We start from the raw sequence: 12,332 nt of genomic DNA, 5'->3' as shown, positions 1-12,332 counted from the left end.
CGACAGTAGTGCCGACCCCGCGCTCAGGTCGCGTGTTCCCTCGCGGCACTGTTGCGGCGCACCCGCTCGCTCGCGGCGATCGCACGACGGCTCTCGTGCTCGCGGTGCATGCGGTGCGCGAACGGAGCCCAGACGATCACCGCGACCGCGGCGCCGAGCACGAGTCCCCCGACCGTGTCGCTCACCCAGTGCGCTCCGAGATAGGTGCGACTGAGCATCATGAGCAGCGTGTAGGCGACACCCGCCGCCCAGACCCACGTTCTCTCGGCGATGAAACCGATGACGACGGCCATGGTCGCAGCGTTCGCGACGTGTCCGGAGGGGAACGATCCGATGTCGGCGACCACGAGGATGTCTTCGGGGCGAGGCCGGTCGAAGATGCCCTTGAGCAACTGCACGAGCCCCGCGCTCAGCACGGTCGCGACGGTGAAGTAGAGGGCGGCCCAGAACCGCCTGAGAAAGCACAGCACGACGATGATGGCGACGGGCACGAGCACGATGCCGATGAGGTGCCCGCCGACGGCGTCCATGATCTGCGCGGGCACCTCGAGCGCGGGGTGCCTGCTGTCGAGGATCTCGTTCATCCACTCGGTGTCGAACGCGAGAGGCAGGTTGCTTCCGCGATACGCGATCGCGGCACCCAGAACGGCGACGAGCCCGACACCGACGAGCGCCGCGATGAGTGGCCAGCGACGGCTCGCCGCGGCGGACCGTCGCTCGGCGTCGGCGGCGGCCTTCGTGCGGGGTCGGGTCTGAGACATCCGTTCACGCTAGCGCGGGCGGGATGTGGGTCAGTCGGTGAGGCTCGGAACCGAGCGGGGCTTGACGATGAGCCAGAGCGATGCCACGGCGACAGCCGAGGTGCACGCCATGACGGCTCCCATGGGGATGGCGTCGGTGATGCCGAAGAGACCGACGATCGGCGAGATCACTCCCGCGAGACCGAAGTTGAGAGCCCCGAGCACGGATGCCGCGGTGCCTGCCTCGTCGCCGTGGCCCGCGAGCGCGAGCACTTGGACCATCGGGAAACCGAAGCCGACCGCGGTGATGAAGAAGAAGAGCGGAACGAGGATGCCGACGAGCCCGGCGCCGGCCGCGTCGAGCGCGACGATCGCGATCGCCGAGAGCAACATCACCGCCGTCGACGCCCCGAGGATGTATTGCGGGCCGTATCGCCTCGCGAGCCGCGCCGCCGTCTGGGTTCCGATGACGATTCCGAGCGAGTTGACCGCGAAGAGCACGCCGTACTGCTGAGCGTCGAGCCCGTAGACGTCCTGGAACAGGAACGGCGACGAGCTCAGGTAGGCGAAGAGGCCCGCGAACGACATGCCTCCGATGAGCGCGACGCCGACGAAGATGCGGTCGGTGAAGATGGCGCGGTAGCGGTCGCGCGCGGTCGAGTGCCCCTGCTGCCTGCGCTTCTCGGGGGGCAGGGTCTCGACGATGAAGAACACGGCGGCGAGCACGATGATGACGCCGTAGGCGGCGAGGAAGTAGAACACGCCGCGCCAGTCGAGCACGAGCAGGAGCTGCGACCCGATGAGCGGAGCGAGGATGGGCGCGGCACCCGTGACGAGCGCGAGGCGCGAGAGCATGCGCACGAGCGGCTGGCCGCCGAAGAGGTCGCGCACCGTCGCCATCGCGACGACGGCACCGCCGGCGGCGCCGATGCCCTGCAGCACGCGGAACACACCGACCCACACGATGTCGGGGGCGAGGGCGACGCCGATGCTCGCACCGACGTGCACGACCGTCGCGATGACGAGGGGGATGCGGCGACCGACACGGTCGCTCCACGGCCCGACGATGAGCTGGCCGAGGCCGAACCCGACCGTCGTCGCGGTGAGCGTCAACTGCACCGCCGCTTGCGAGACCCCGAGGTCGGTCTCGAGCACGGGGAAGGCGGGGAGGTAGAGGTCGATCGTGAACGGCCCGAGAGCGACGAGGGCTCCGAGCACCACGATGTAGACGAGGCGTTGCCGGCGGCTGAGCGCATCACCGGGGTGCATGACAGTGGTCAAGGAGAGTCCTAGCGGGTGGGGATGGAGGGGGCGTGAGGGCCCTCGAGCGCAGCACAGCCTCTGGGATCAACTCGACGACGGCTCGACTATTCCCGTTCGGGGCGAAGAGGTCGACACGTCGACGCGCGCGGGGTCGGCGAGAACGCGCGCGAACGCGAGCTCGGCCGCACCGATGAGCAGCAGATCGGAGCCGAGCTCGGCCCGAGCGATGCGCACCTCCTCGAACGATGCCGCGAGCGACTGTTCGCGCACGAGCTGGTGCAGTCGCCCGGGCGCGGCGGCATCGAGGGAGGCGAGAAACCCGCCGAGCACGATGAGCTGAGGGTTGAGGATGTCGACGGCGTTGCGCAGCACGAGGCTCAGGTACCCCAGCTGACGGTCGATCTCGGCGGCGACCTCGGCGGACGTCGACGAGACGAGCGCGTGCTCGAGCACGTCGGGCTCGACGGCGGGGAGTCCGAGCACGTCGAGGAGGGCTGAGCGACGCACCTCGAGCTCGAGGCTGCCGGGAGCGCCCGTGCGGTCGCGGTCGCGCCGATCGGTCGCGAGGGTGTGCCCGAACTCGCCGGCGAACCCCCCGACACCGCGCACGGGCACACCGCCCGCGATGATGCCGCCCCCGATACCGCTCGCGCCACCGTTGAGATAGACGAGATCGGTCATCCCGCGTCCCGCGCCGAAGAGGTGCTCCGCTTTCGCGCCGAGACCCGCGTCGTTGGCTGCCGAAGCCTCGAGGCCCGTCGCGGCGGCGATGAGTTCGGCGATCGGCGCATCCGTCCACCCGAGGTGCGGGGCGAGCCTCACGAGACCGTCGGATGCCCGCACGAGACCCGGCATCGCGACCCCGACACCGACCGGGGCCGCGCCGTCGGCGACGAAATCGGCGACCACACGCGCGACCGTGTCGACGGTCGTCTCGACGGTAGGCACGGTGCTCTGCTCCACGCGCACACGCCGCTCCACAGCACCGCCGAGCCCGACGAGCGCGACGACGATCGCGTCGATCTCGGGGTTGACCGCGACGGCCACGGTGCGGGGGTCGGGGCTCACGACCGGGCTCGGCCGCCCGACCTGACGAGTGACCGTCGGTTCGGCCTCCACGACGAGCCGTCGCTCGACGAGTTCGGAGACGAGGGCTGCGACCGTAGACCTGTTGAGCCCCGTGCGCAGGGTCAATTGCGATCGAGACAGCGACCGTTCCCGGTGCACGAGGCCGAGCACCGTGGCGAGGTTGTCGCGACGCACACTGTCGTTGTTGCGACCGCTGCGCTGGCCCTCCGTCGTCACTCCGCGATCCGGCGGGTGCGGATGACCTCGGCGAACCACTCCCCGCTGTCTTTGACCGTGCGCTCCTGGGTCTCGTAGTCGACGTGCACGATGCCGAACCGCTTCGTGTAGCCGTACGCCCACTCGAAGTTGTCGAGGAGCGACCACACGAGGTAGCCGCGCAGGTCGACGCCGCGATCGATCGCGCGGGATGCCGCGACGAAGTGCCTGCGCAGGTAGTCGACCCTCTCGGTATCCGCGACCCGACCGTCGACGACCTCGTCGTCGAACGCCGCCCCGTTCTCGGTGATCATGAGGGGGAGCTCCGGGAACTGCTCGGAGAGCGACACGAGGAGCTCTTCGAGGCCGTCGGGCGCGATGTTCCAGCCCATCGCGGTGTACGGGCCCTCCTGCTCGATGAACTCGACATGCTCGCTTCCCGGCCACGGCGACCCGCCCGAGTTCTTGTGCCCGTCGGCCGTCTGCCGCGGTGACGCGCCGTCCCACAGGCGCACCGTCGCGGTCGAGTAGTAGTTGACGCCGAGGACGTCGATCGGCTGGTGGATGAGCTCGAGGTCGCCCGGCTTCACGAACGCCCAGTCGGTGACGGGCGCGGTGTCTTCGAGAAGGTCGGCGGGGTACTCGCCGCGCAGCATCGGACCGGTGAACGCGCGGTTGGCGAGAGCGTCGATGCGGCGCATCGCGTCGTCGTCGCCGTAGCCGCCCCCGCGGAGCACGTGGAAGTTGAGGGTCACCGAGTACTTCGCCGCGTCGCCGACGACGTGGCGCAACTCGGTGGTGCCGAGCCCGTGCGCGAGGTTGAGGTGGTGCACGGCCGTGAGCGCCGCACGACCGCTCTGGATGCCGGGGGCGTGCGCGCCCGACCCATAGCCGAGGTAGGCCGAGCACCAGGGCTCGTTGAGGGTCGTCCACGTGTCGATGCGGTCACCGAGGGCCTCGCCCATGACCGCGGCGTACTCGGCGAAGCGGTAGGCGGTGTCGCGGTCGGTCCACCCGCCGCGGTCCTCGAGTTGCTGAGGGAGGTCCCAGTGGTAGAGCGTCGCGATGGGCTTGATGCCGCGCTCGAGGAGCCCGTCGACGAGGCGCGAGTAGAAGCCCACGCCGCGCTCGTTGACCTGGCCGGACCCGGTCGGCTGGATGCGCGGCCACGCGATCGAGAACCGGTACGCCTCGAGTTCGAGGCGCGACATGAGGTCGAGGTCGGAGTCCACCCGGTGGTAGTGATCGTCGGCGACGTCTCCCGTGTGGCCGTGCACGACGCGACCCGGCGTCGCACTGAAGGTGTCCCAGATGGAGACCCCCCGGCCGTCCTCCCTCGCGGCCCCCTCGATCTGGTACGACGCCGTCGCCGACCCGAAGAGGAAGTCGTCGGAGAAGGTCGCGGAGTCGCGGTAGTCGGGGCTGCCTGAGGTCATGGTCGTGTCCGTTCGTCGAGGGGAGTCCGGCTCGCCCGACAGGGTCGGGCGAGCGCAGACTCACCGGGTCTGGCTGAATGCCGCGTCGAAGGCCGCGGCGGGGGGATCGAACGCGAGCGACCTCACGAAACCGAGGGCTTCGGGAGCACCGATGAGACGATCCATCCCGGCATCCTCCCACTCGACCGACAGCGGACCGTCGTATCCGATCGCGTTGAGCATACGGAAGGCGTCCTCCCACGGCACGTCGCCGTGGCCCGTCGAGATGAAGTCCCACCCTCGGCGGGGGTCCGCCCACTCGAGGTGCGAACCGAGGCGTCCGTTGCGACCGTTCAGTCGCTTCTTCGTGTCTTTGCAGTGCACGTGGAAGATGTGCTCCTGGAACTCGAGGAGGAACCCGACGGCGTCGATGTCCTGCCAGACCATGTGGCTCGGATCCCAGTTGAGACCGAACGACGGTCGGTGCCCGATCGCTTCGAGCGCGCGCTTCGTGGTCCAGAAGTCGTAGGCGATCTCACTCGGGTGCGGTTCGAGGGCGAACCTCACCCCCACCTCCTCGAAGACGTCGAGGATCGGGTTCCACCGGTCGGCGAAATCCTGGTAGCCGGCATCGACGAGTTCGGTCCGCACGGGCGGGAACATCGCGACGTACTTCCAGATCGACGAGCCCGTGAACCCCGTTACGGTCTTCGCGCCGAGTCTCGCGGCCGTGCGCGCGGTGTTCTTGAGCTCCTCGGCCGCGCGCTGCCGCACGCCCTCGGGGTCGCCGTCGCCCCACACCGAGTCGGGCAGGATGTCGCGGTGCCTCTCGTCGATCGGGTCGTCGCACACGGCCTGGCCCTTGAGGTGGTTGGAGATCGCGAACACCCTCAGGTTGTTCTTCTCGAGGATCGCGAGACGATCGGCGATGTAGTCGTCGTCCGTCGCACCGCGGTCGGGGTCGAGGTGATCACCCCAGCACGCGATCTCGAGGCCGTCGTAGCCCCACTCGCCCGCGAGCCTCGCGACCTCCTCGAAGGGCAGGTCGGCCCACTGGCCGGTGAAGAGGGTGATCGGTCGCGCCATTGCTTCCTCCAGGTGTCGTGGTGTGGTGTGTGTCGTCAGCCTTGGTCTTCGGTGCGCGTCCAGGCGCTGCCGTTTGTCGCGCTCGCCTCGACGGCCGCGAGCACGCGCTGCACGTGCAGCCCGTCGTCGAACGAGGGGCTCGGCTCGGTGCGCGAAGCGATCGCCTCGACGAAGTCGCGCGCCTGGTGCGTGAATCCGTGCTCGTAGCCGATCCCGTGTCCGGCGGGCCACCAGGCCGACATGTAGGGATGCTCGGGCTGAGTGACCTGGATCGTGCGAAAACCCTGCTCGCCCGCGGCATCCGTCGCGTCGTAGAACTCGAGCTCGTTCATGCGCTCGAAGTCGAAGGCGAGGGCGCCGGTCGAGCCGCTGATCTCGATGCGGAAGGCGTTCTTGCGGCCCGTGGCGAATCGCGTCGCCTCGAAGGCCCCGAGCGCACCGTTCGAGAGCCGCGCCGTGAAGAGCGCCGCGTCGTCGACCGTGACGCGTCCACGCTCGGAGCTCGCCGTTCCGCTCAGTCCGATCGACTCTCCGAGCAGCGGACGCTCGGTCACGAACGTCTCCATCGTGCCGCTCACGCTCGCGAGGGTCGCCCCCGTGATGAACTCGACGGCGTCGATCGCGTGGGCGCCGATGTCGCCGAGCGACCCCGACCCGGCCTTGGCCTTGTCGAGCCGCCACGTCATCGGGCCCTCGGGGTCGGACAACCAGTCCTGCAGGTACTGCGCGCGCACCTGGCGGATGTCGCCGAGCCTCCCCGAGGCGACGATGTCGCGCGCGAGCGAGAGGGCGGGTGTGCGGCGGTAGCTGAAGCCCACCATCGAGAAGACGCCTCGAGCGCTCGCCTGCCGGGCGGCGGCGGCCATCTGCTCGGCTTCGCCGACCGAGTTCGCGAGGGGCTTCTCGCACAGCACGTGCTTTCCGGCGGCGAGCGCGGCGAGCGCGATCTCGGCGTGGGTGTCGCCGGGGGTGCAGATGTCGACGATGTCGATGTCGTCGCGCTCGACGACCGAGCGCCACTCGGTCGCGCTCTCGGCCCAACCGAACTTCTCCGCCGCCGCCGCGGCGCGGTCATCGTCTCGCCCGACGAGCACGGCCATCCGCGGGGCGGCCGAGAGGTCGAAGAAGCGCGGGGCGGTGCGCCACGCGTGCGAGTGCGCGGCTCCCATGAAGCCACCGCCGATCATCGCGACGTTGAGGGTCGGGGTGGCGTCGTTCATGTCCGGGTCTCCATCGATCGGCTTTCACGCTGCCGCGACCGCTTATGTTCGCGAGGGCAACATTCTCTTCACTCTGTCACGTTCGACCGCGCGTCGCCACCGATCCGCGGTCGGCTGCGCAGTCGGCTCCGCAGTCGGCCGCGGTCGCGACATCCGGGTCGCTCATTGCGCTCCCGAGATCGCGCGCTAATATGTTTGCATCAGCAACAAATCCACGATGAGAAAGACAGTGCAGTCATGACCCTCACTCCCACACGCGACGACAAGTTCTCGTTCGGCCTCTGGACCGTCGGATACAACGGGGCAGACCCGTTCGGCGGCCCCACCCGCCCCGCCCTCGATGTCGTCGAGGCCGTCACGCGCCTCGCCGAGCTCGGCGCCTACGGCCTGACCTTCCACGACGACGACCTCTTCGCGTTCGGCTCCGACGACGCCGCCCGCCAGACCGAGATCGACCGCCTCAAGGGCGCGCTGTCCGACACGGGACTCATCGTCCCCATGGTCACGACCAACCTGTTCTCGGCACCCGTCTTCAAAGACGGCGGATTCACGTCGAACGACCGCGCGGTGCGTCGCTTCGCCCTCCGCAAGGTGCTGCGCAACATCGACCTCGCCGCCGAGCTCGGCGCCAAGACCTTCGTGATGTGGGGCGGCCGCGAGGGTGCGGAATACGACTCCGCGAAAGACATCCGCCAGGCACTCGAGCGCTACCGCGAAGCGGTCAACCTGCTCGGCGACTACGTCACCGACAAGGGCTACGACATCCGCTTCGCGATCGAGCCCAAGCCCAACGAGCCCCGCGGAGACATCCTCCTCCCGACCCTCGGTCACGCCCTCGCGTTCATCGAGACGCTCGAGCGCCCCGAGCTCGTCGGCGTCAACCCCGAGACCGGTCACGAGCAGATGGCGGGCCTCAACTTCGCGGCCGGAATCGCCCAGGCGCTCTACCAGGGCAAGCTCTACCACATCGATCTCAACGGCCAGCGGGGCATCAAGTACGACCAGGACCTCGTCTTCGGTCACGGTGACCTCCACAACGCCTTCGCGCTCGTCGACCTCCTCGAGAACGGCGGCCCCGACGGCGGCCCTTCGTACGACGGCCCGCGCCACTTCGACTACAAGCCCTCGCGCACCGAAGACATCACGGGCGTGTGGGATTCGGCGTCGGCCAACATGCAGACCTACCTGCTGCTCAAGGAGCGCGCCGCGGCGTTCCGCGCCGACCCCGAGGTGCAGGAGGCGCTCGCCGCAGCCCGCGTGCTCGAGCTCGCGCAGCCGACGCTGTCGAGCGGCGAGAGCTACGACGACCTGATCGCCGACCGCAGCGCCTACGAGGACTTCGACTCCGACGCCTACTTCGGTGGCAAGGGCTTCGGCTTCGTGCGTCTGCAGCAGCTCGCCACCGAGCACCTCCTCGGAGCGCGCTGACCTCTCGCACCACAGGGCCGGTGCCCCGCGCGATCCTCGGGTCGCGCGGGGCACCGGCCTTTTCGCTGCCGCTCGGTCACGGGCTCGACCCCTTGAGGCGATAGGTGTGATTGAATTGCCTGATGATCGACATAAGTCGCGCGCCGGCACTCGGAGCTTCGGCCGTGAGCGACCTGTTCCAGATCCTCCGCGACGGCAGACCGCGCACGCGCACCGAACTCGCCTCGATCACCGGCCTCGCGAGGTCGACCGTGGCCATCCGCATCGACGCCCTCATGCGGCTCGGGCTCGTCGCCCCGACGTCGGATGCGACATCCACGGGGGGACGCCCCTCCTCGCAGTTCACCCTCAACGCCACAGGCAAGACGGTGCTCGCGGTCGACGTCGGCGCGTCCCACGTGCACATCGCCGTGAGCGACCTTCTGGGCTCCCCTATCGCCGAGCACGCGATGACGATCGACATCGCCGAGGGCCCCGAACCCGTGATCGACGCGATCATCTCCTCGAGCCGATCCCTCGTCGACACGGCGGGCAGGTCGATGTCGGATGTGCTCGCCATCGGCATCGGGCTCCCCGGCCCCGTCGAACACAGCAGCGGCCGCCCCATCAATCCCCCGATCATGCCGGGCTGGGATCGCTTCGACGTGCCCGGCCGCATGCGCGCCGCCCTCGGCATCCCCGTGCTCGTCGACAACGACGTCAACATCATGGCTCTCGGCGAGCGCGACCTCGCGTGGCCCGACGCCGACCACCTCATCTTCGTCAAGGTCGCCACGGGCATCGGCTCGGGGGTGATCTCCGACGGGTATCTCCAGCGCGGGGCCCAGGGAATCGCGGGTGACATCGGACACGTGCACGTGCCGAGGGGCTCCGATGTCGCATGCCACTGCGGCAACCGCGGTTGCCTGGAAGCCCTCGCGTCGGGGCCGGCGATCGCCACGGCGCTGCGCGAGCGGGGGCTCGCGGCCTCGAGCAGTCTCGACGTCGTGCAGCTCGTGAAGCGCGGCAACATCGACGCCATCCAAGCGGTGCGTCAGGCGGGGCGCGACATGGGCGAAGTGCTCTCGGCGTGCGTGAGCCTCATCAACCCGTCGGTCATCGTGATCGGGGGTGCGATGGCCGCGGCCGGCGAGCACCTCATCGCGGGGGTGCGCGAGATCGTCTACACGCGCTCGATGCCTCTCGCGACGCAGCACCTGCAGATCGTGCAGTCGAAGGCGGCAGAGAACGCGGCGGTGCTCGGCGCGAGCATCCTCGCCATCCACTTCGCGCTCTCCCCCGAGCGCGTCGAAGCGATGGTCGCGGCTCTCGGAGAGAGGGCGACGGCGGTCTAGCTGCCGCCGCACGTCGCCACCCTCGGCTTCGACCCTCAGTCGCGACGTTCCGCGGGGGTCCACACGCTCTCGGCGAGCGCACTCGCCTCGACGGCCGCGAGCACCTCTTGCACGTGCAGTCCGTCGGCGAACGACGGCGTCGGCTGGGTGGCCGAGACGATGGCCTCGACGAAGTCCTTGACCTGGTGCGAGAAGCCGTGCTCGTAGCCGAGCATGTGGCCGGCGGGCCACCACGCGGAGACGTACGGATGCTCGGGTTCGGTCACGAGGATCTTCGTGAACCCCTGCCGCTCGGGCGGTGCGGTCGCGTCGAAGAATCCGAGGGAGTTGAGGTCTTCGAGGTCGAAGGAGAGCGCGCCCGCGGCTCCCGCGACCTCGACTCGCAAGGCGTTCTTGCGCCCCGTGCTGAAGCGCGTCGCCTCGAACGACCCCACGGCTCCGCTCTCGAACCTCCCGCTGAAGAGGGCGAGGTCGTCGACGGTCACCTCGCCGTATTCGGTCGCGGAGGCCTCGGCCGTGAGCCCGCGAGACGCGGTCCCGAGCGGGCGACGAGACACGAAGGTCTCGAGGGTTCCGCTCACACTCGCGATTCGGTCACCCGTGATGAACTCGGCGAGGTCGACGGCGTGCGCACCGATGTCGCCGAGCGCCCCCGACCCCGCGGAGTCCTTCGCGAGCCTCCACGTCATCGGCGACGACTCGTCGACGAGCCAGTCCTGGAGGTACGACGCGCGCACCTGGCGAACCGTGCCGACCGCCCCCGCGGCCACGAGGTCGCGCGCGAACGCCGCGGCGGGCACTCGGCGGTAGGTGAAACCCACCATCGCGAATATGCCGCGCGCGGCCGCGCGGTGCGCGGCATCCGCCATCGCGCGCGCCTCGTCCACGGTGTTGGCGAGAGGCTTCTCGCACAGCACGTGTTTGCCGGCGTCGAGGGCCGCGATCGCGATCTCGGCGTGCGACGAGCCCGGGGTCACGATGTCGACGACATCGATGTCGTCACGCTCGATCGCGGCCCTCCAGTCGGTCGAACTCCGCGCCCACCCGAGACCCTCTGCTGCTCGCGCCGCCGACTCGCCGTCCCTGCCGACGACGAGCGCCATGTCGCACACGGCGGGGAGGTCGAAGAACCGGGGAGCGGTGCGCCAGCCCTGCGAGTGGGCGGCCCCCATGAATCCGTGTCCGATCATCGCGATGCGGAGGGGGCGTGCAGTCATCGTCGTTTCACTCTCTCGTCGCAGGTGCAGGAGTCGTCGCGGGTGTCGGGGATGGCGCGGGCAGGCGAGGGAGAGGGTGCGTCGCTCCCGTGCGCGACGCACCCTCTCTCACGCGGGTCAGGACTCGAACGCGGTCGGCAGATACTCGTCGACGTTGTCGCCCGTGACGACCGGGGCGTTGAGCACGATGCGGCTCGGAACCTCGATCTCGACGAGATCACTCATCGCCTTGTCTTGCGCGATGAGGCGCGCGAGCCTGATTCCGTCGGCCGCTTGCGTGGACGGGTAGATGACCGTCGCCTGCAGCACGCTGTCGCCCGACTCGATCTCGCGCATGGCGTTGGCCGAACCCGCGCCGCCGACCATGAAGAACTCGTCGCGACCCGCGGCGTCGATCGCCGCGAGCACTCCGATGCCCTGGTCGTCGTCATGGTTCCAGATGGCGTCGATCTCGGGAGCCGCCGAGAGCAGCTGCGATGTCGCCGCTTCTCCCCCCTGCACGGTGAAGTCCGCTGCGACACGGTTGCTGACCTCGAGGCCGCAGTCCCCCAGGGCGTCCTCGAAGCCCTGACTGCGGTCTTGCGTGAGCGGTAGCGAATCGATGCCCGCGATCTCGGCGATGACGGCATCCGAGTCGTCGCCGAGCTCCTCGCAGATGTACGTACCGGCACTCACTCCCATGCCGTAGTTGTCGCCGAGGATCGTCGTGCGCGCGGCGAAGGTGCTCGAGAACTCGCGGTCGACGTTGATGACGGGGATGCCCGCCTCCATGGCCTGGGTCGCGACACCCGTGAGCGCGGCACCGTCCGTCGGCAGCAACACGATCGCGTCGACCCCGTCGTTGATGAACCCCTCGACCTGGCTGATCTGGAGGTTAGCGTCGTTGGTGCCCTCGGCGACCCTCAAGTCGATGTCGTCGTACTTCTCCGCTTCGGCGAGCGCGGCGGAGTTGATGGCACCGAGCCAGCCGTGGTCGGCGGCGGGGCCAGAGAACCCGATGACGACGGTGTCGCCCGACTCCTCGTTGCCCTCGACCGTCGCGTTGTCGGGTTGAGCGTCGTCTCCCGTGGTGTCTCCGGGCGTGCAGCCGGCGACGAGACCGACGACGGCGAGCGATGCGCCGGCGGCGACCAGGAGTCTGCGCCTCATCGTGTGGACAGCGAGCATGTGATTTCTCCCTAGGTAACGTGATCGGACTTTCACGCCAGCGAGGAGAAGAGCACGGTGAGCCGTGCCGAATGGAGCCTCTTTCTTGTCAACGCTGACGAGGCTCACCGTAGCAGAATGACACAGCTTGTGAACAGCTTATGTTTGTCATTCGTCATAAGCCCGGATCACTCGTGGC

10 protein-coding genes are annotated in these 12,332 nt (G+C 69.1%); 2 read left to right on the top strand and 8 right to left on the bottom strand.

All coding sequences use genetic code 11. From position 1 onward, the window contains the following. Window positions 1-23 precede the first annotated feature (23 nt). From ACLHG5_RS13760 to ACLHG5_RS13735, 6 genes are all read right to left on the bottom strand, one after another. Entirely contained in the window at window positions 24-761 is a 738-nt protein-coding gene (locus ACLHG5_RS13760) for a phosphatase PAP2 family protein (protein ID WP_411319148.1), read from the bottom strand. A gap of 30 nt (window positions 762-791) precedes the next feature. Continuing rightward, window positions 792-2,009, bottom strand: a complete 1,218-nt coding sequence (locus ACLHG5_RS13755; protein WP_411317264.1) for a multidrug effflux MFS transporter — start codon at window positions 2,007-2,009, stop codon at window positions 792-794. 78 nt (window positions 2,010-2,087) lie between these two features. Further along, entirely contained in the window at window positions 2,088-3,308 is a 1,221-nt protein-coding gene (locus ACLHG5_RS13750) for an ROK family protein (protein WP_411316357.1), read from the bottom strand. After that, window positions 3,305-4,723, bottom strand: a complete 1,419-nt coding sequence (locus tag ACLHG5_RS13745; protein ID WP_411319147.1) for a GH1 family beta-glucosidase — start codon at window positions 4,721-4,723, stop codon at window positions 3,305-3,307. Before ACLHG5_RS13745 ends, ACLHG5_RS13750 begins: the two co-directional genes overlap by 4 nt. 60 nt (window positions 4,724-4,783) lie before the next feature. Continuing rightward, complete coding sequence (locus ACLHG5_RS13740; protein WP_411316359.1) at window positions 4,784-5,788, bottom strand: sugar phosphate isomerase/epimerase family protein; 1,005 nt, start codon at window positions 5,786-5,788, stop codon at window positions 4,784-4,786. Window positions 5,789-5,823: 35 nt separating this feature from the next. Beyond that, window positions 5,824-7,008 (bottom strand): Gfo/Idh/MocA family protein, encoded by a 1,185-nt coding sequence (locus tag ACLHG5_RS13735; RefSeq protein ID WP_411316360.1) that lies wholly within the window; start codon window positions 7,006-7,008, stop codon window positions 5,824-5,826. Between the two features lie 237 nt (window positions 7,009-7,245). On the opposite strand from ACLHG5_RS13735, the gene xylA reads away from it, so the two are divergent. Next, window positions 7,246-8,436, top strand: coding sequence for a xylose isomerase (gene xylA / locus ACLHG5_RS13730; protein ID WP_411316361.1), 1,191 nt, complete (start codon window positions 7,246-7,248; stop codon window positions 8,434-8,436). 122 nt (window positions 8,437-8,558) lie between these two features. Then, entirely contained in the window at window positions 8,559-9,770 is a 1,212-nt protein-coding gene (locus ACLHG5_RS13725; RefSeq protein ID WP_411319146.1) for an ROK family protein, read from the top strand. Window positions 9,771-9,805: 35 nt separating this feature from the next. Here ACLHG5_RS13725 and ACLHG5_RS13720 read toward each other — a convergent pair whose 3' ends face one another. Together ACLHG5_RS13720 and ACLHG5_RS13715 are read right to left on the bottom strand one after the other, a co-directional pair. Continuing rightward, window positions 9,806-10,987 (bottom strand): Gfo/Idh/MocA family protein, encoded by a 1,182-nt coding sequence (locus ACLHG5_RS13720; RefSeq protein WP_411319145.1) that lies wholly within the window; start codon window positions 10,985-10,987, stop codon window positions 9,806-9,808. A 117-nt stretch (window positions 10,988-11,104) separates the two neighbouring features. Next, the gene (locus ACLHG5_RS13715) at window positions 11,105-12,154 is read right to left on the bottom strand and encodes a substrate-binding domain-containing protein (protein ID WP_411316365.1); all 1,050 of its coding nucleotides are present in this window, start codon (window positions 12,152-12,154) and stop codon (window positions 11,105-11,107) included. Window positions 12,155-12,332 lie beyond the last annotated feature (178 nt).

Source organism: Marisediminicola sp. LYQ85, assembly GCF_046600695.1.
Classification (GTDB): Bacteria; Actinomycetota; Actinomycetes; order Actinomycetales; family Microbacteriaceae; genus Marisediminicola.
Note: the sequence above shows the minus strand (reverse complement) of the source record. Positions and strands in the feature narration are given on the sequence as shown.